19 protein-coding genes are annotated in these 17,216 nt (G+C 69.6%); 13 read left to right on the top strand and 6 right to left on the bottom strand.

Annotated elements, in window-relative coordinates:
• From VFU06_14870 to VFU06_14885, 4 genes are all read right to left on the bottom strand, one after another.
• The coding region (locus VFU06_14870; GenBank protein HEU5210674.1) for a hypothetical protein at positions 1–1,793 on the bottom strand (1,793 nt) is incomplete at its 3' end.
• Positions 1,794–2,291 (bottom strand): hypothetical protein, encoded by a 498-nt coding sequence (locus VFU06_14875; GenBank protein HEU5210675.1) that lies wholly within the window; start codon positions 2,289–2,291, stop codon positions 1,794–1,796.
• Positions 2,292–2,294: 3 nt separating this feature from the next.
• Positions 2,295–3,041 (bottom strand): hypothetical protein, encoded by a 747-nt coding sequence (locus VFU06_14880; protein HEU5210676.1) that lies wholly within the window; start codon positions 3,039–3,041, stop codon positions 2,295–2,297.
• 171 nt (positions 3,042–3,212) lie between these two features.
• Positions 3,213–3,902 carry a response regulator transcription factor gene (locus VFU06_14885; GenBank protein ID HEU5210677.1) on the bottom strand — a complete coding sequence of 230 codons (690 nt, stop codon included), beginning with the start codon at positions 3,900–3,902 and terminating at the stop codon, positions 3,213–3,215.
• 126 nt (positions 3,903–4,028) lie between these two features.
• Between VFU06_14885 and VFU06_14890 the strand changes: the two genes are divergently transcribed.
• The 13 genes from VFU06_14890 to VFU06_14950 all read left to right on the top strand — a co-directional run bounded on the left by VFU06_14890 (position 4,029) and on the right by VFU06_14950 (position 14,450).
• The gene (locus tag VFU06_14890; protein HEU5210678.1) at positions 4,029–4,634 is read left to right on the top strand and encodes a hypothetical protein; all 606 of its coding nucleotides are present in this window, start codon (positions 4,029–4,031) and stop codon (positions 4,632–4,634) included.
• Positions 4,635–4,723: 89 nt separating this feature from the next.
• Positions 4,724–5,185, top strand: coding sequence for a tetratricopeptide repeat protein (locus tag VFU06_14895; GenBank protein ID HEU5210679.1), 462 nt, complete (start codon positions 4,724–4,726; stop codon positions 5,183–5,185).
• Complete coding sequence (locus VFU06_14900; GenBank protein ID HEU5210680.1) at positions 5,182–5,592, top strand: OsmC family protein; 411 nt, start codon at positions 5,182–5,184, stop codon at positions 5,590–5,592. The genes VFU06_14895 and VFU06_14900 overlap by 4 nt, the downstream gene beginning before the upstream one ends.
• A complete protein-coding gene (locus tag VFU06_14905) occupies positions 5,589–7,472 on the top strand; it encodes a long-chain fatty acid--CoA ligase (GenBank protein ID HEU5210681.1) in 1,884 nt (627 codons plus the stop codon). Before VFU06_14900 ends, VFU06_14905 begins: the two co-directional genes overlap by 4 nt.
• Complete coding sequence (gene cutA / locus VFU06_14910; GenBank protein HEU5210682.1) at positions 7,469–7,789, top strand: divalent-cation tolerance protein CutA; 321 nt, start codon at positions 7,469–7,471, stop codon at positions 7,787–7,789. The genes VFU06_14905 and cutA overlap by 4 nt, the downstream gene beginning before the upstream one ends.
• Before the next feature lie 75 nt (positions 7,790–7,864).
• Entirely contained in the window at positions 7,865–8,608 is a 744-nt protein-coding gene (locus VFU06_14915) for a tetratricopeptide repeat protein (protein HEU5210683.1), read from the top strand.
• Complete coding sequence (locus tag VFU06_14920; GenBank protein HEU5210684.1) at positions 8,605–9,132, top strand: macro domain-containing protein; 528 nt, start codon at positions 8,605–8,607, stop codon at positions 9,130–9,132. The genes VFU06_14915 and VFU06_14920 overlap by 4 nt, the downstream gene beginning before the upstream one ends.
• 8 nt (positions 9,133–9,140) lie before the next feature.
• Positions 9,141–10,682, top strand: coding sequence for a transglutaminase-like domain-containing protein (locus VFU06_14925; GenBank protein ID HEU5210685.1), 1,542 nt, complete (start codon positions 9,141–9,143; stop codon positions 10,680–10,682).
• Positions 10,679–11,452 (top strand): ABC transporter ATP-binding protein, encoded by a 774-nt coding sequence (locus VFU06_14930; GenBank protein ID HEU5210686.1) that lies wholly within the window; start codon positions 10,679–10,681, stop codon positions 11,450–11,452. Before VFU06_14925 ends, VFU06_14930 begins: the two co-directional genes overlap by 4 nt.
• A 58-nt stretch (positions 11,453–11,510) precedes the next feature.
• Positions 11,511–13,241, top strand: a complete 1,731-nt coding sequence (locus tag VFU06_14935) for a hypothetical protein (protein HEU5210687.1) — start codon at positions 11,511–11,513, stop codon at positions 13,239–13,241.
• 2 nt (positions 13,242–13,243) lie between these two features.
• Positions 13,244–14,068, top strand: coding sequence for a 3'(2'),5'-bisphosphate nucleotidase CysQ (locus VFU06_14940; protein HEU5210688.1), 825 nt, complete (start codon positions 13,244–13,246; stop codon positions 14,066–14,068).
• Positions 14,065–14,253 (top strand): hypothetical protein, encoded by a 189-nt coding sequence (locus tag VFU06_14945; GenBank protein ID HEU5210689.1) that lies wholly within the window; start codon positions 14,065–14,067, stop codon positions 14,251–14,253. The genes VFU06_14940 and VFU06_14945 overlap by 4 nt, the downstream gene beginning before the upstream one ends.
• On the top strand, positions 14,253–14,450 hold the full coding sequence (locus tag VFU06_14950; protein ID HEU5210690.1) for a hypothetical protein: 198 nt from the start codon (positions 14,253–14,255) through the stop codon (positions 14,448–14,450). The genes VFU06_14945 and VFU06_14950 overlap by 1 nt, the downstream gene beginning before the upstream one ends.
• Here VFU06_14950 and VFU06_14955 read toward each other — a convergent pair.
• Positions 14,421–15,989: a DUF445 family protein gene (locus VFU06_14955; GenBank protein ID HEU5210691.1), complete on the bottom strand. Its 1,569-nt coding sequence runs from the start codon at positions 15,987–15,989 to the stop codon at positions 14,421–14,423. The two genes, VFU06_14950 and VFU06_14955, sit on opposite strands and share 30 nt — an antisense overlap.
• Positions 15,990–16,090: 101 nt before the next feature.
• Positions 16,091–17,216: S16 family serine protease (locus VFU06_14960; GenBank protein ID HEU5210692.1), on the bottom strand; the 1,126-nt coding region annotated here is incomplete at its 5' end.

A 17,216-nucleotide genomic window follows, 5' to 3' on the forward strand; every position in this document is an offset into this window, starting at 1 on the left:
GCCCAGGCGGTTCCGGCCTGGTACGTCAGCCGCGAAGTGATCTGGCGCAGAGGGCGATCGCTGTCACCGCCGCTTGCCTGCCCGAGCTCCAACGTGCCTTCGGCAAGCAGCGGCCCGAGCGGCACGGAACCGCCGACCGCGATCGAGCGCTGCTCGGTCTCGCCGGTGAGAATGCCGCCGCCGCTCGTGTGCCTCAGGTACCCGCTCACCTGCGCGCTTGCGCCGCGACCCTGCCAGCGGAGGCTGAGTGCGCTGCCCTGGTGCCTGGCCCCGGTGCCGCTCAGCAGCTCCGCCTCGCCGCGCACCAGCCAGCCGTTCAGGGTCAGGCGCTCGCTCATCCTGAACACGCCACCCAGGTAGGTCTCGTCCGTCGCGGAGCCGCTGGTCGCCAGTGAGCCCGGCACTCGCCGGAGATGCGCCTGCAGGTCGAGTCGATCGCCGCGCCAGGCGGACTCCAGCTCCAGGGCAACACCCTCGCGCGCGCGGCCACTGGCGTCGCGCAGCGTCATGATTCCCGCCTCCGCGCGCGTGGTCAGGCCGCGGGCAAGGTTGCCGCGAAAGGTGAGGGCAGCCACCCGGCTCTGCTCCGTCTGCTCCGCCATGCCTGCGGGGCGCGCCATGTCGGAAACCGAGACGCCGATGGCCCCGACACCGGTGGTCACGCCCGCCGTTGCACCGAGCAGGTGGCCGGGGCGCGCCGGCGCATCGAACTGATGAGGGCGGGCGGCGAAGACGCTCGCCTGCACACTGCCGAGCGCGGCGCCGCCGCTCACGCCCGTGCCCAGCGCGCTGCCCCCGTGCAGGGCGGACCCGATGAAGAGCACGTCACCCGCCGCAACATGGTTCTGCCCGTGCCGCACCTCCGCACGCAGGGCCGGACCGCTCAGGTAGCGGTAGAAGGCAGGCGACGTCGCGGCGTGGGGGCTCCGCCGCACCAGCAGGCTCGCCTCGGTTCCGCTCCCCAGCGACCCCTGCATCTCGAGCGCGAGCGAGACCGGCGTCCGCTCGAGCATGCCCGCGTCCACCGCGCCGAGCGTGAGCGTGGCGGGCAGTCGCAACATGCCGCCTTCCGCGACGTCGCGCTCTGCGACCGTGACCGCCAGGTTGCCGCTCGACTGACTGCCACTGCCGGTCGCGGTGATGCGCACGATCTGCGTCTCGCCGTACACGGCCGAGGCCGGAACTCGTAGCTGCAGGCTGTCCATCAGCGAAGCACCCGCCGGAACGACGATCGGACCGGGCGCTTCGATCGCCCACGATTCCGGCTTCAGAACGAGCAGCCGGAGCGTGTCCACTGCATTGCCGGTGTTCCGCACGACAAAGCGAACCTGCGACCCGGTGCCACGTGCGACGAACACGCTCGCCGTGTCCAGCTCGAGCTGGACCCCGCGTCGGACGACGACCCGCGTCTCGATTTCCGCACTCCACGTCGTGCCGTCCGCCCACTCCGCCTCGACCCGCGCCACCCGCATCACGCCCGCCGCAGTTTCTCTCGGCACACTGAACGTCAGCGGAATCAACCCCACGTCCTCGCGCACCACGACGTCGCCGCTCGGCGCGCCGTAAAGGAGCACCCGCTCCGTCGCGTGCACTTCGAACACCGCCGAACGGGCCGCCGCGGGACGCTGCACGCGCAGCACCGTCGAAACGACGGCACCGGGCACCGCATCAGGCGCGGCAATGACATCCGCGGGCGACGCCGACACGCGAGCGCCGCCCCGCTCCTGGGCACCGGCAGGAGCATGGACGGCGCAGACCGTCAGCAGGGCGAGCAGGCCGGCCGCCGCGCGCATCTAGCTGCCCACGGTGAAGCGCAGCAGCGTGCCGAAGGAGCCGGGAGGATCATCGTCCCACGAGAGCCGAACCCGCATCCGGAGCTGCACGACCGTGTTGCCGTCGCCTGCGCTGATCTGCTGATCCCCGGTGGTGACCGGCCGCCAGTTTCCCCCGCCCGGGTCGATCTGGAGGTCCGAGAGCGGCTTGGTCGCGCCCTGCGACGTGCCCAGCGTCGGGGTCTCGGCACCCACGCACAGGGTCCACGGCAGCGGGGTGCTGCCCTGGCGCTGGCTCGTGACCGTGATGGTCACGACCGAGCCGTACACGATGCCCTGGCTGTCGTAATCGACGATGGTCGGGCTGGAGAACGTGAGGCTGGCGGGACTGATGCTGTCGATGCGCCGCCAGTTGCCCCCGCCCCGGCACTGCTGCGCCTCCGCAAACGCCGGCCAGGCCGCCCCGAACAACAGGGCGGCCAGGAGCAGGCGGCGGCGCGAAGCGGTGGGGGCGCTCATGGGTCAGTGCACGGTGAACAGGGCCTGGCCGCCGGCGAGCCAGTCGGCGCCGAACTCGAGAACTGGCACGGCGAGGTAGTCGCCGGGCGGGAGAGGGGGGAGCACGCTGCCGAACCGCCGGGCATGGCCGGGCAGCACGCCCAGCGGGCCGACGTGGGCGGTGGCAACAGTGGAGCCGGCCACGTCACGGATCTCGAGGGTGCCGTGCACCTCTACGGGGGCAGTGCCGGTGTTGCGGAACAGCATCGAGACGTGGAGCGAGTCGGCCTGGGTGGCAGTGACCTCTGCCAGCCCACCTTCGCGGGTGAGGGAGCCGGGCGCGTTGAGCACGCGCACGCCGATGCGGTTGGCCACGCGCACCTGGCCGGCGCCCTCCGGCGCCGACTCGATGAAGAGCAGCGACCAGCAGGCGCCGGCACCTGCCTCGACGCGGACCCGGATCTCCTGGCGCTGGCCGGGTTCGAGCAGGGTGTTGTCCGGGAAGAAGGAGATGCGGCCGAGGCACGAGCCCGAGGCGGTACCGGGCTCGTGAAAGACGTAGCTGCCGTCCTCGGCCTGGTCGTAATCGCTCAGGTACACGCGGAGCTGGAGTGGGCGATCGCCCTCGTTGCGGACCTGCACGACGGCGACGTCCGCATCGCCCTCGGCGCCGAGGTGGACGACACCGGGCAGCGCAGAGAACTGGGCGCTGGCGGGCATTGTGCCGCCGGCCAGCAGCAGAATCACGCGAACGACGTGGCGAGTCACCATCGACTGCTCCATGCTGAGTGCATGGCCAGGTTACGCGCGCGGGTATGACGTCCCGGTTACGGCCTGATTACGGATCGTTCATCGTGCCGGGGAATGGCACGCAACACTGCGAGGGGAGAGGAACTTCGAGGCTGCGTCCAGCGGCTGGATCCGCAGGGGTGCAGCCCGGCGTCAGTCTTCGAACGCGTCGGGGTCGTCCGTCAGGGCGAAGCCGACGCCGCGGACCGTGACGATGGCCGCGGCTGCGTTGGCCGTGCGCAGCTTGCGGCGCAGCCGTGCGACGTGCACGTCCACGACATTGGAGCCGGGGTCGAAGGTGATGTCCCAGACCTTCTCGAGCAGCTCCGTTCGACTCAGGGTGCCGCCCGGCGCGAGCAGAAACCGCTCGAGCAGCGTGAACTCCTTGGGGGTGAGCCGGATGCGCGTGCCGTCGACGAATGCGCGGCGGGTCTTGCGGTCGAGTGTGACGCCGGAGTAGGCGAGCGTGTCGTCGCGCACCGCGCCACCGCGGCGGACGAGCGCGCGCACGCGTGCCTTCAGCTCGTCGAGCACGAACGGCTTCACGAGGTAGTCGTCCGCGCCGGCATCGAGCCCGCTCACGATGTCTTCCGTGCGGTTCTTGGACGTCAGCATGAGGATGGGGACGTCGCCGCGCTTCGCGCGGATCTCGCGCGCAATGTCGTAGCCCATCGTGTCGGGAAGCACGACGTCGAGGATGACGGCATCGTACGGCTCGACGAGCGCGAGCATGCGGCCGTGCTGCCCGTCGTGTGCGACGTCGACGACGTGACCCTCTTCCTGCAGCCCGCGACGAACGAATTCGCAGATGAGCGCATCGTCGTCGACGATGAGTAAGCGCATGGTTTCCGGTCTGGGACCGCGGCCGGTGCGCGTCCGTGGCTGGCTCCGCACTTGCGGCACGACGGTCGGGCGAGTCCAATTCGACGCAGGAACATACAGCGACAGCCCTGCGTAGCCAACAACGACATGTACATCCTGCTGACCGATATTCTGACGTGCCCGCGCTGCGGCCCGGAGTTCGGGCTGATCCTGCTCGCCGATCGCATCGATGAGCGCCGCGTGCTGAGCGGCCGGCTCGGCTGCGCGAACTGCCGGGAGCAGTATGCAGTAGAGGACGGCTTCGGCGTCTTCGGCAGCGGCTGGGGGACAGAGCCGCGCCAGCCGGACGACGAAGCGGTGATGCGACTGGCTGCGCTGCTCGGTGTGACGGAGGGGCCGGGGTTCGTGCTGCTCGTCGGGGATGCGGCGGTGCATGCGGAGGCGCTGGCCGGCATGGTGCCGAACCTGGAGGTCGTCGCCGCGAGCGACGCGGCGCGCGACTGGGCGGAGCGACCCGGTGTGAGTCGAATCGGCCTCGGGCGGACACTGCCGTTTCCCGCTCGTGCGCTGCGCGGTGCGGTGCTCTCGGGCCGCGCAGCGAACGAGCTGCTCGAGCAGGCAGCACGCGCACTCGCGCCGCTGGCGCGGCTCGTGCTCGAGACGGCACCGGAAGATGCTGCGCGGAGGGTGGAATCGGCGGGTCTCAGGATCCTCGCGCAGCAGGGCAGCACGGTCGTCGCGGTGCGCGGATAACGCGCATTGCTCGCCCGGAGGGCCCCGTCTATCTTACGCGGGTACGGTCATTTGGCCGCCCCTGATCCCACCGGAAGATCAAGCAACGCATGGGATTCTGGAAGAAGCTCTTCAGCAACGACGTGCAGGAAGTCGACTACTATGCCGAGGGCCTCGAGCTCATGAGCGTCGGCAAGTATCACGATGCCCTGACGTCGTTCCGTCTCGCACTGCGCGAGTCGCCGCAGGATCCGTCGATCCTGCAGCAGGTGGCGATGGCGTACACGCGCATCGGCATGACGGACCAGGCGGCGAAGACCTACCGGCAGGTGCTCGAGCAGAAGCCGAGCTCGGCTGGCGCCCGCTACGGTCTTGCCTTCCTGCTGCTGCACGACGGCATGCGTGACGAGGCCGTCACTCACCTCGAGCAGTTCCTGGCTGCGCCGCCCGAGGGGCCCGAGGCGCAGCGGCACGTGGAGCACGCGCGCAAGACGCTCGCCGAGCTGCGTGGCGAGGCCACGGCCGAGCCGGAACCGCCGCAGGAGCTGTCGCCGGGCGGGGAGCCACGATGAGCGACGTCGCCGTCTCGCTGCGCTGGCGCGGCAGCGGCCTCGTCCTGGATGCGACGACGCCGGAAGGGCTGCAGATCGCCCTCGACAGCAAGCGCATCGAGGGGGCGTCCCCGCCGCAGCTCCTGCTGATCGCACTCGCCGGCTGCACGTCCATCGACATCGTCGACATCGCAACCAAGATGCGCGTTTCCGTGGCCGGTCTCGAGATCGCCATCGAGGGTGACCGCGCGCCCGAGCCGCCGCGCCGCTACACGGCGATCCGCGCGACGTATCGCGTGAGCGGAGTCGATGAGGCGGATCGCGACAAGGTGCGGCGGGCGCTGGCACTTTCCGAAGAGAAGTACTGCAGCATCCGGCACTCGCTGGCGCAGGACATCGAGTTCAGCAGCACGCTGGAGTTCGTGTGAGCACGACGGACGAGGTGGTGACCGCGGCGACGGACCCGCTGCGCTACGCGGCGCTGCCCGCCGACCTGCCTCGCGGGACCCTGACGCAGCTGTTCTTCGAGGCGGTCGACCGCGACGAGCCGGGTGCGCTGCTGCGCCGGGAGCTCGGTCGCTGGCAGCCGGTCCCCCACCGCGAGGTGCTCGACCAGGTGCGGACGCTCACGCATGCGCTGCAGTCCCGGCTCGGCGTGCAGCGCGGGGATCGGGTGGCCCTGCTCTCGGAGAACCGGGCCGAGTGGCTGCTCGCCGATTTCGCGATCCTGTGTGCGGGCGCGCTCACCGTCCCGCTGTATGCGACGCTGCCGGCGAATCAGCTCGCCGTGATCCTGCGCGACTGCGGTGCCACCGTCGTATTCGTGTCGAATGCCGAGCAGCTCGCCAAGATGCGCGAGCTGCAGCAGCAGTACGGCCAGGTCGAGCACATCGTCGTGATGGAGGACGATGCGGTCGAGGGTGATGCGATCGGCTGGCGTGCGCTGCTCGACGAGGTGCGCGCCAGCAGGCCTGACGAGGGGGCGTTCCGCGAAGAGGCGCTGCGTGCGCGGCCGGAGGACGTCGCGACGCTGATCTACACGTCGGGCACGACGGGCACGCCCAAGGGCGTGATGCTCACGCACGACAACATCTGGTCCAACGTCTACGGCTGCTTCACGTCGTTCCTCATGATCGGCACCGACGACGTGGACCTCAGCTTTCTGCCGCTCTCGCACTCGTTCCAGCGCATGGTCGACTACGGCATGTTCTGGGTCGGTGCGACGATCGCGCATGTCGGCAATTTCGACGATGTCTCGCGCGCACTGGTCGATGTGCGGCCGACCGTGGCAGCCGCGGCGCCGCGGGTCTACGAGAAGCTGTACGCGCGCATCCTGAGCGCGGAGGGTGTGAAGCGCAGGCTCGTGCTCTGGGCGCGGGGCATTGCGCTCGAGGTGGGACAGGCGCGGCTCGCGGGGCGCAGCATCGGACCCGCGACGAGACTGCAGTACGCGGTGGCGGACCGGCTCGTGTTCCGCAAGGTGCGCGCGGCGCTGGGCGGCCGTATCCGCTTCTTCATCTCGGGCTCCGCGCCGCTCTCGCCGCAGGTCGCGTACTTCTTCTTCGGCGCGGGCGTAACGATCCTCGAGGGCTACGGACTCACGGAAACTTCGCCGGTCACCAACGTGAACCGGCCCGACAGCATCCGTATCGGCACGGTCGGGCCGCCGGTACCGGCGACCGAGATCCGCATCGCGGATGACGGCGAGATCCTGGTGCGCGGGCGCCAGGTGATGAAAGGCTACTGGAACAACCTCGACGCGACACGGGAGGCGATCGATGACGAGGGCTGGTTCCACACCGGCGACATCGGCACGCTCGATCCCGATGGGCTGCTGCGCATCACGGACCGAAAGAAGGAGCTGCTGGTAACAGCGGGTGGCAAGAACGTCGCGCCGCAGCCGATCGAGAATGCGGCCAAGACGAGCGGTTTCGTGGCCGAGGCGCTGATGATCGGCGATCGCCGGCCCTATCCGATTCTGCTCGTCGTGCCCAACTTCGACCTGCTCGAGGGATGGGCGCGCCACAAGGGACTGAGCTTCGGCTCGCGTGACGAGCTGGTCCGGCTGCCCGATGTGCGCAGGAAGCTGGAGGAGGACGTCGCGAAGCGTCTCGGCGAGTTTGCGCGCTACGAGACGCCGAAGAAGGTGCTGCCGATCGAGCGCGAGCTGACGATCGAGCGGGGCGAGGTGACACCGTCGTTCAAGATCAAGCGGCGCGTGGTCGAGAAGAACTTCGCCGAACGCATCGAGGCGATGTACGCCGAGCCTGCGCCGCCCGATCGCGGCGAGCACGCGGCGCACGCATGACGAGCGCCCGGGTCGTGCTCGTGACGGCGCCCGACATGAACACGGCGGAAACCCTGGCGGAGCGGCTCGTGGACGAGCGGCTGGCCGCGTGCGCCAACATCGTCCCCGGCATCGTTTCGATCTACCGGTGGGACGAACAGGTCCAGCGCGACGACGAGGTTCTGATCGTGCTGAAGACGGAGCAGGAACGGGTGGAGGCGCTGCGTGAGCGCGTCGTCACACTGCATCCGTATGATGTGCCCGAGGTGGTGGTGCTGCCGATTACCGAAGGCCATGTGCCGTACCTGGAATGGCTGACGCGCAGCACGACACGTTGAGGAGACAGGAAGTCTATGAAGGGTATGGAGTCGGGTGAGCCACCGTCACGCGCAGGAGCGGAGGGTGGCTCGGCGATGTCGTCGGAACCGGAGGAGCAGGTGACGCAGGTGACGGACGCGTCCGTGCACGCAGCGGCGGGCGCGGAAGGCGCGCCCGAGGGGGCAGCAGGTGCAGCGGCGAGTGGGAGCGAAGCAGCTGACGTCGATCAGGTGCCGGGTGCGCTGGCGGAGGCACGCGAGCGTGCGGATGCGGGCGACGTCGCCGGTGCGATCGAGGCGTATCGCGGTTACATCCTGAACGCCTCCGATACGGCGCATGCGCGCGTCGAGCTCGCACGGCTTTACGAGTCGAAGAACGAATGGCAGCTCGCGCTCGAGCAGTACGAGGCGGCACGCGAGGAGCTGGACCTGCTCGAGGCGACGCTGGGTGCGGCCTCGTCGCTCGCGGCCCTCGGCAAGTTCGAGGCGGCCGAGCGTGAGCTGCGGCGCGCTGCGCGCTCGCACCCGTCGAACGCGCAGGTGTTCGCGACGACGGGTACGATCGCGTTCCGTCGCGGCCAGTACGACGAGGCTGCAGAGGCATTGAAGCGAGCGATCGATCTCGAGCCCGACAACGGCTACTCGTACTTCTATCGCGGCGAGGCGCTGAACCAGCTCGGCCGGGTGGACGAGGCGCTGGAGATGCTCGAGCGCGCGACGCAGATGCTGCCGAACCTGGGCAGGGCCTGGTACGTGATGGGCATCCTCTTCGACAAGAAGGGCCGGCCGCAGGAGGCCGCGGCCATGTACCGCAAGGCGCGCGAGGTCGCGGCGGCGTGATCCGCGTGGTGCACGGGCCGCTGGAGGATGCCGCAACGGCGGCCGTCCTGTGGCCGGTGACGGCGGAATGGGATGCGGTCACCGCCGCCATGCGCCGCTTCGAGCTGGCGGCGGGCCCCGAACCCGCGGAGCAGGCACATCGCCTGGGCGAGCTGCCCGTGGGTTCTGCCGTGATCACGGGCGCCGGCAACCTGCGCGCGCAGTTCCTGGTGCATGCGATAGTCCGGTCGATGGATGAGCCGGTCTCGGGGCACGGCGTGCGGCGCGCGCTGCAGAACGGGCTGCGTCGCATCGCGGAGTGGGCGATCGAAAGCGTGGCGATGCCGCCGCTCGGAACGGGCGCGGGCAACCTCGACGCAGAGGAATCCGCACAGACGATGATTACGACACTGCTGGAGCACATGCGCGAGGCGGCGCATCCATCCGACGTCGAGATCCGCGTGGATTCCGATTACGAGCGCGACGCGTTCGAGCGCGCGCTCGCGATGCACGGCAACGCGTCCTCCGCCGCCGACACGCAGTAGCCTTCCTGATGCGACGTTTCCCCACAAGACGGCACCTGGTCGCCGGCGCCATCCTCGCCGGGTGGCTGCTGACGCTGGGGTGGCACGTGCGACGCGAGTACTTCCGGCCGCCTGAGCTGGAGCTGGCCATGGGCGCGCGCGGCCTGGCGCCCGGGACGCACTTCTACGTCGTGCGCATGGACGGCACCGCGATCGGCTACTCGAGCGCGCGGTTCGACACGCTCCCGGACGGTTACCGCTTCGAGGACAACACGCTGCTGGAGATCCCCGCGCTGGGTGAGGTGCAGCGCGCGACCACCCGCTCGCGCGTGGACCTGGACCAGGCGCTCACACTGCGCAGCTTCGAGTTCGCGCTCAGCTCGGGGATCGGCGCGTTTCGCGCGGAGGGTACGCTGGGCGCCGATTCCGCGCTGGACGTCCGGATCGACGCCGGTGGCGATCAGCAGCGGAGCCGGCTGCAGGTCACGCGTGACGTCCTGCTCGATGCAGCCGTGCCACTGCGGCTGGCCGCCGCCGGTGCACTGGAAGTCGGGCGCGAGTTCACGGTCAGCGTGTTCGACCCGTCGGCGATGGAGCAGCGTCGTGTCTCCATGCGCGTTGCCGCGGCGGACACGTTCATCGTGGTGGACAGCGTCCTCTACGAGCCGGACACACGCACGTTCGCGCCGAACGTCTACGACACCGTTCCCGCCTGGCGGCTGGACCAGGAGATCGCCGGTGCGACGGTCGAGACGTGGGTCGACGAGGATGGGCAGGTGGTGCGGGCGACGAGCCCGCTCGGCTTCGAGATCGAGCGCACGGTCTACGAGCTGGCGCGCGCGGAGTTCGACGAGGCGCGTGCGCGGCCCGGCCGCACTGCCGGCTACGGCAGTGTGATCGAGAGCACGGCAATCGCCAGCAACGCAGATCTGGCCGACGTCGAGTTCACGCCCAGGCTGGCCGTGCGGCTGCGCAACGTCGAGCTGGATGGCTTCGACCTGCCCGGCGGCCGGCAGGAATTGCGCGGGGACACGCTGATCATCACGCGCGAGAGCTCGATGCACGCTACGTACGCGCTGCCCTGGACCGGTGGTGGCGAGCCGGCCGCGGAGCTGGCGGCGTCGCCGCTGATCCAGAAGGACGACCCCGCGATCGTGCGCGCGGCACGCGAAGCGACGCGCGGCACGAGCGATCCCGCGGAAGCCGCGCGGCTGCTCAACGAGTGGGTGTACCGCGCGCTCGACAAGCAGATCACGCTGAGCGTGCCGAGCGCGCGGCAGGTGCTCGATGCGCGGCAGGGCGACTGCAACGAGCACACGGTGCTGTACGTCGCCATGGCGCGCGCGATCGGGCTGCCCGCGCGCACGGCCGTCGGCGTCGTTCACGTGGATGGCCGCTTCTATTACCACGCGTGGCCGGAGGTCTGGCTGGGCGAGGAGTGGTACGCAGTGGATCCGACGCTGGGGCAGGTGCCGGCGGACGCGAGTCACCTGCGCTTCCTGATCGGCGGGCTCGCCCGGCAGGTCGAGCTCGTCCGGCTCATCGGCAGGCTCCAGCTCGAGGTGGTATGATCCGGCTGCAGGGCGTAACCAAGCGCTACGGCAATTTCACGGCGGTACAGCCGCTCGACCTGCACGTGGAGTCGGGTGAGCTGTTCGGCTTCCTCGGACCGAACGGCGCCGGCAAGACGACGACGATCCGCATGCTTGCCGGTGTGCTGCGGCCGAGCGCGGGCACGATCGAGATCGGCGGCATCGACATGCTGCGCGAGCCGGTTCGCGCCAAGCAGCTGATCGGCTACATCCCGGATCGCCCCAGCATCTACGAAAAGCTGACGGGCGCGGAGTTCCTGCGCTTTGTCAGCGGGCTGTGGGGGCGCGACGGCGACGAGGCCGAGCGGCGCGCGCGCGACCTGCTGCGGCTGTTCGACCTGGAGGCATGGCAGGACACGCTGATCGAGAGCTACAGCCACGGCATGCGCCAGAAGCTGCTGATCAGCTCCGCGCTCGTGCATTCGCCCCGGGTGATCATCGTCGACGAGCCGATGGTCGGGCTGGACCCCAAAGGGGCGCGCCAGATCAAGGACCTGCTCCGCAACTTCGCCGCACAGGGCGGGACCGTGTTCCTCTCGACGCACACGCTCGAGGTCGCGGAGGCACTCTGCGACCGCATCGCGATTCTTCACCAGGGCGAGATCCGCGCGCTCGGCACCATGGCGGAGCTGCGGCGCGAAGCGGAGGCGGGCGCCGCGGGCCTCGAGGAGATCTTCCTGCGGCTGACCGGCGACGAGGACGTGACCGCGGTGCTGGCGGCGCTGCGCGAGGAGCACGAACGCGCATGAGCGCTCGCGCGGGAACGCTGCGTCTCATGGGGGAGGGGCTGCCTCGGGAGGTGTTCCGATGAGCACGGCGGTTCACGCAGCGGAACGACGGTTCCGCGAGGCCGGCGTGCTGCGGCTGCTCGCGCCGAAGTGGATGACCCAGCGGCGCCGGCTGGGGCAGGGAGCGAGCGTCGCGCGCACCGTGCTGCTGGCGCTGGTCGCCGGCATCTTCTGGCTCGTGCTGTTCGCCCTGATGTACCGGATGCTGCGCTACTTCCAGGGGAGCGGCGTGGGCGACGTCCTGGCCCTCAAGCTCCTCTCGCTGCTGCTGCTCGCGTTCCTCTCGATTCTGCTGCTTTCCAGCATCATCACTGCGCTCAGCTCGTTCTTCCTGGCGCGCGACCTCGAGCTGATCGCGTCCGCGCCGGTCGATGCAGTGCGCGTGTACGGTGCGCGGCTCGTCGAGACGCTGATCCAGGCGTCGTGGATGATGGTGATCGTGCTCGCGCCCGTGATCACCGCGTACGGCGTGATCTACGACGGCGGCCTGCTCTACGCCGTGAACGCAGCGGTGGCTCTCGTTGCGTTTCTCGTGCTGCCGGCCGTCGTCGGGGCGGCGCTCACGCTGGTGCTCGTCAACGTCTTTCCCGCGCGCCGCGCACGCGATCTGCTGGCGCTCGTCGCACTGCTGGGCGCGGGCGCGCTGGTCGCGCTGGTGCGGCTGCTGCGGCCCGAGCAGCTCGCGAGCCCCGAGGGCTTCCGCGACCTGGTCGACTTCATCCAGGTGCTGCAGACGCCGCAGTCGGTGTGGCTCCCGAGTGACTGGGCGGCGCAGGCGATCCTCGCACCGCTGGGCGTGCTGCCGCGCGGCGTCGACATCTTCCCGCTCGTGCTGCTGGTGATGACGGCAGCGGCCTTCGTCGTGCTCGGCGCGGTCCTGCACGTCCGGCTGTACCCGGAGGGCCTGAGCCGGGCGCAGGAGGGGGCCTCGCAGAAGGCGGGTCCGCACGGCCGCCGGCGAGCCGTGCTGGAGCGGACGCTCGGTGCGCTGCCCGTGACTGCGCGCAGCCTCGTCGCCAAGGACGTCAGGGCGTTCTTCCGTGACACGACGCAGTGGTCACAGCTCATCCTGCTCGTCGTGCTGGTCGTCGTCTACATCTACAACATCCGCGTGCTGCCCCTGTACTCCGGTGAGCAGGTCGGCTTCTTCCTGACCAATGTCATCTCGTTCCTGAACCTGGGGCTGGCGGGTTTCGTGCTCGCCGCGATCGCCGCGCGCTTCATCTTTCCGGCGATCAGCCTGGAGGGGCGCACCCTCTGGCTGCTGCGCTCCGCACCACTCGATATGCGAACACTGCTGTGGAGCAAGTACTGGGTCGGCGTGCTGCCGCTGCTCGTGCTGGCGCTCGCGCTGACCTTCGGCACGAACCTGATCCTGCGCGTCGACGCGTTCATGATGGTGCTGTCGCTCGTGACGATCACGCTCGTGACCTTCGGGATCGCGTCTCTCGCGCTGGGCTTCGGTGCGCTCTTCCCGAAGTTCGACACCGACAACGCGGCGGAGGTCTCGACCGGTTTCGGCGGGCTGGTGTTCATGATGGTCGCGGTCGCGTTCCTCGGCATCACGGTGATGCTCGAGGCCTGGCCGGTGTACACGGTGCTGCGAGCGCGTGCGCTCGGCCGGCCGATCAGCTCGGGCATGTACACTGCACTGGGTGCAGGACTCGGTGCGGCACTGCTGCTCGCGCTGACTGTCATCACTGTACCGCTGCGCATTGCGCGTGCGCGCGTGCAGCACCTGGATCGCTGAGCATGGACGTTGACGCGCAACGCGTCCGCGACGAACAGGACCTGGAGCTGGCGCTCGACGCGGCGCGCGCGGCCGCGGACGTCGTGCGCAGCTACATCGGCCGCAACCTGGACGTTCGCCACAAGTCACCCAACCAGCCGCTCACCGAGGCCGACCTGGCCGCCGACCGGCTGCTGCGGGAGCGGCTGGGCAGCGCCAGGCCGGAGTACGGCTGGCTCTCCGAGGAGACAGCAGACTCGCCCGACCGGCTCGGGCGGAGATCCGTCTGGATCGTCGACCCGATCGACGGCACGCGGTCCTTCATCGCGGGTCGGCCGGAGTTCAGCATCTCGGTCGGCCTGGCTGTGGATGGGGTGCCCCGCGCAGGGGTGATCGTGAATCCCGCGACACGCGAGATGTTCCACGCAGTGCGCGGCGGGGGCGCGTACTGGCGCGAGGAGAATGGCGGTGAGCCGCACCGGCTTCGGGCCGAGCCGCGTCCCGGTGCGGAGCTGGTTGCGTCCCGCTCCGACGTGAAGGCCCGATGGCTGCAGGAGATCGGGCGCGGCTGGACGCTGCGCCCGCTGGGCAGCACGGCCTACAAGCTGGCGCTCGTCGCCGCGGGCCGGGCCGCGGGGTATATCACGCGAGGCCGCCGCAGCGAGTGGGACCTCTGTGCGGGTGTCCTGCTGGTCGAGGAAGCAGGAGGTCGCATCACCGATGCGTCGGGTGCGCCGATCCCCTTCAACCGGCGTGACACGGACGTGGAAGGTGTCATCGCAGCGCCGCAGGCGTTGCACGCGCAGCTGCTCGCGCACGGCGGCAAGGGAAGCAGAGGACGATCATGACGTTCTTCATCATTGGTGCGGTGATCGCGCTCGGTGCCGGCATCTGGGTCGGCCTGGGCCATCCGGGCATGCAGGGGCGCGAGGACCGCATCGTCGAGCCCGGCCGCGCCCAGCGCCTCGAACGCAAGCGGCTGGACTGGCTGCGGCCGCCGGAGCGTGACCGTGAGCGGCGGAGGCGCCGCTGATGCGAGCGGGAACCGTGCTGCTTGCCGGCGTTGCCTGCGTATCCGTGGGGATGCCGCTTGCCTTCATCGGCATTCTCGCGCCACCGCTGTTTCCCGTGGCGACGTGGGTGATCCTGCTCGGACTCGTCGCGTGTGGAGCTGCCGGTGTGGTCGGCCTGGTCAGTGCTTCAGGAGAAGATGGTCGCGAGCACGGCTGACCCCATTCCGATCATGCCGCCCAGTACGTAGCCGAGCCGGACGATCAGCTGCAGTTCCCGCTCGGTGACCCCCTTGATGAGCTCCTCCACCTGCTGCGTCGGAAATTCCAGGATCTTCTGCTCGACCTTGGCCGCGATGTCGATGCGCTGCGCGACCGGGGGCACCTGCCGCTGCACCCAGTCCCAGAGCGGCTCGGCGAGCGCGCGCTCGACGCGGGCGGGGACATCGGCGCCGAGCCTGTCACCGAGCCGGCCGAGCTTCTTCGACAGCACGGCTTCGATCAGCCGGTCGACGGCGTCCGCGTAGATCTCCCTAGCGCGCTCGCTCCGGGCAGCGCGTGCCACCACGTCCGCGACGCGCTCGGTGGGCACGTGACGCAGCACGTCGCTCCAGGTGCGTCGCTCCGCACTGGCGATCGTCGCGCGCAGCTTTTCGACGAGGAAGCCGCGTGTCTGCGGATCACGCGCGAGCTGCATGACCCAGCCCTCGACGGTAGCACGCACGTCACGCACGGATGCGTCCTCCGCCGTGCCGAGCACGTCCGTGACGGGCTTGCGCAGGAAGTCGACGATCGCGTCGTTCACGCCACGCGCCATCGCATCGCGGACGTCGTCGTCCTGCAGCATCTCGGCGATCTTGGCCGCACCCTCCTCCTCGATCGCCTTGATGACCCTGTCGATCGTCTCGGGCGTGATGATGAGCGCGGCCACGAGACGCTGGTGGAACTTCAGGTCGCGCATGAAGCGGTCGAGCAGCTCGTGCACGATCTTCTCGACACGGCTGCGAGCGGCAGGCTCCTCCATCAGGCCGCCGAGCCGCTCCAGGGCGATCGGCAGGTAGCCGCTGATCGCGCGCTCGACCGCGGACACGAGGCCCTGCGGCAGCAGCTCCTGGAATGTGCGGCCGGGCTTCAGCAGCCGCTGTGTGCCGCGGTCGAGGTAGTCCGCGATCGCGGCCTCGAAACCGGGCGCCTCCACCGCGTCCGCGATCCATCGCTCCGCCGACTCCGCGAGCGCGTGCTCTCGCTCGGGCGTGAGGACATCCCCGATCGGGCGGTCCGCCACCTCCCGGCCGAGCGCGTCCGCCCAGCGGACCGTTGCAGAATGGAAATCGTCGGACGCGAGCCATGCGTCCAGCCGCAGCAGACCGTGCGCGCCCGCCTGCTGGAGGAGTGCACGCAGCTCTTCCAGCACGTCCGGCGGCAGAATCTCCTTCAGGGCGCCCCGATCCTCATGGAACACCGCCACGATGAACGCGGTCAGCCGTTCGTCGAACGCGGCGCGGAACCCGGGCTCCTGCAGGCTGCGCGAAAGGTCCTCCGGCGTGAGCAGCTTGCCCCCCACCGTGCGCCCCATCGCCGTGGCGAGCCTGGCCTTGTTCTTGGGAATCGCACCCTGCAACAGGCGCAGCTCACGGCCGAACAGGCGCGGTGGTTCGTGCGGGTTGAACAGCATCCAGACGGCCACGGAGTTCGTCACGCCGCCCGCAATCGCGCCGAACGCAACGGTGACCAGCGCCCGTACCAGCTCAGGATCCAATCGATGTCACCCCTGCGAGAGCCGCGCGGCATGCGCGACAGGTCAGAATGCCTACGCGGCGCGCGTCACGCCAGTTGCGTGGCAGGGCAGGATGCACGGCGTTACTTGCGTCGGGTCGTCGTCTTCTTTTGCTTCTTCGTCCGGACGGGCTCCTTCGCCGCCTCGTCCGCCTCGCTCCCCGGTGCTGATACCTGCAGGGCAGGTCGTCGGCCGTTGCCGCCGTCGTACAGCGCGAGCGCAACCACCTCTTCCATGCGCCCGACGAAATGGAAGCGGATGCTGCCGCGCACGTCCTCCGGCACATCGCGGAGGTCGCGCTCGTTGTTGGTCGGGAGGATGATCTCCTCGATCCCCGCACGATGGGCGGCGAGCACCTTCTCCTTCACCCCGCCGATTTCCAGCACCTTGCCGCGCAGCGTGACTTCGCCGCTCATCGCGATGTCGTGGCGAACCGCGCGGTTCGAAAGCGATGATGCAACCGCGAGCGTCACGGCAATGCCCGCCGATGGCCCGTCCTTCGGGATCGCGCCGACCGGGAAGTGCACGTGCACGTCCGATTCACGGAACGTTTCCTCGTCGATCCCCAGCGACTCGCCCCGGCTGCGCACGTAGGAGTAGGCGGCGTTCACCGACTCGCGCATCACGTCGCCGAGCAGGCCGGTGATGATCAGGCGGCCGGTGCCCGGCATGCGCAGCGCCTCGATGAACATCAGCTCGCCGCCCGCCGCGGTCCACGCGAGCCCCGTGACCACGCCGACCTCGGGTTTGCTCTCCGCGGGTGTCGCCGTGTAGCGCGGCAGGCCGAGGATGTCCTCGATGCGGTCGGCCTCGAACTTCCACCGCTTCAGGTCACCCTGCGCCTTGGCGCGTGCACGTGTGCGCAGCAGGGTCTGCAGCGAGCGGATCATGGTGCCCAGCCCCGAGTCGCGTGCGTAGCCGTAGGAGAGGTAGTCGATCGCGTCGTCGGGAAAGACGACGTCCTGCTCCGTAAGACCGTGCTCGCTCACGAGTCGCGGCAGCAGCTTGCGTCGTGCGATCTCCGTCTTCTCCTCCGGCGTGTAGCCCGCAATGCGGATCTCGACCATCAGCTCGCGCAGGTCACGCGGTACGCGGTAGAAGTCCGAGGCGGTCGCGACGAAGAAGACGCTGGAAAGATCGAACGGCATGCCGACGTAGTTGTCGACGAACATCGAACGGTTCTGCCATTGCAGCGTCCCCTCGAGTGCC

The sequence above is a fragment of the Longimicrobiales bacterium genome (assembly GCA_035764935.1).
Taxonomy (GTDB): Bacteria; Gemmatimonadota; Gemmatimonadetes; order Longimicrobiales; family RSA9; genus DASTYK01.

What these genes read in the sequence shown, in the direction of transcription:
- VFU06_14875 (HEU5210675.1), bottom strand. Translation starts at nt 2,291, where the DNA reads ATGAGCGCCCCCACCGCTTCGCGCCGCCGCCTGCTCCTGGCCGCCCTG.
- VFU06_14880 (HEU5210676.1), bottom strand. Translation starts at nt 3,041, where the DNA reads ATGGTGACTCGCCACGTCGTTCGCGTGATTCTGCTGCTGGCCGGCGGC.
- VFU06_14885 (HEU5210677.1), bottom strand. Translation starts at nt 3,902, where the DNA reads ATGCGCTTACTCATCGTCGACGACGATGCGCTCATCTGCGAATTCGTT.
- VFU06_14890 (HEU5210678.1), top strand. Translation starts at nt 4,029, where the DNA reads ATGTACATCCTGCTGACCGATATTCTGACGTGCCCGCGCTGCGGCCCG.
- VFU06_14895 (HEU5210679.1), top strand. Translation starts at nt 4,724, where the DNA reads ATGGGATTCTGGAAGAAGCTCTTCAGCAACGACGTGCAGGAAGTCGAC.
- VFU06_14900 (HEU5210680.1), top strand. Translation starts at nt 5,182, where the DNA reads ATGAGCGACGTCGCCGTCTCGCTGCGCTGGCGCGGCAGCGGCCTCGTC.
- cutA (HEU5210682.1), top strand. Translation starts at nt 7,469, where the DNA reads ATGACGAGCGCCCGGGTCGTGCTCGTGACGGCGCCCGACATGAACACG.
- VFU06_14915 (HEU5210683.1), top strand. Translation starts at nt 7,865, where the DNA reads ATGTCGTCGGAACCGGAGGAGCAGGTGACGCAGGTGACGGACGCGTCC.
- VFU06_14925 (HEU5210685.1), top strand. Translation starts at nt 9,141, where the DNA reads ATGCGACGTTTCCCCACAAGACGGCACCTGGTCGCCGGCGCCATCCTC.
- VFU06_14930 (HEU5210686.1), top strand. Translation starts at nt 10,679, where the DNA reads ATGATCCGGCTGCAGGGCGTAACCAAGCGCTACGGCAATTTCACGGCG.
- VFU06_14935 (HEU5210687.1), top strand. Translation starts at nt 11,511, where the DNA reads ATGAGCACGGCGGTTCACGCAGCGGAACGACGGTTCCGCGAGGCCGGC.
- VFU06_14940 (HEU5210688.1), top strand. Translation starts at nt 13,244, where the DNA reads ATGGACGTTGACGCGCAACGCGTCCGCGACGAACAGGACCTGGAGCTG.
- VFU06_14945 (HEU5210689.1), top strand. Translation starts at nt 14,065, where the DNA reads ATGACGTTCTTCATCATTGGTGCGGTGATCGCGCTCGGTGCCGGCATC.
- VFU06_14950 (HEU5210690.1), top strand. Translation starts at nt 14,253, where the DNA reads ATGCGAGCGGGAACCGTGCTGCTTGCCGGCGTTGCCTGCGTATCCGTG.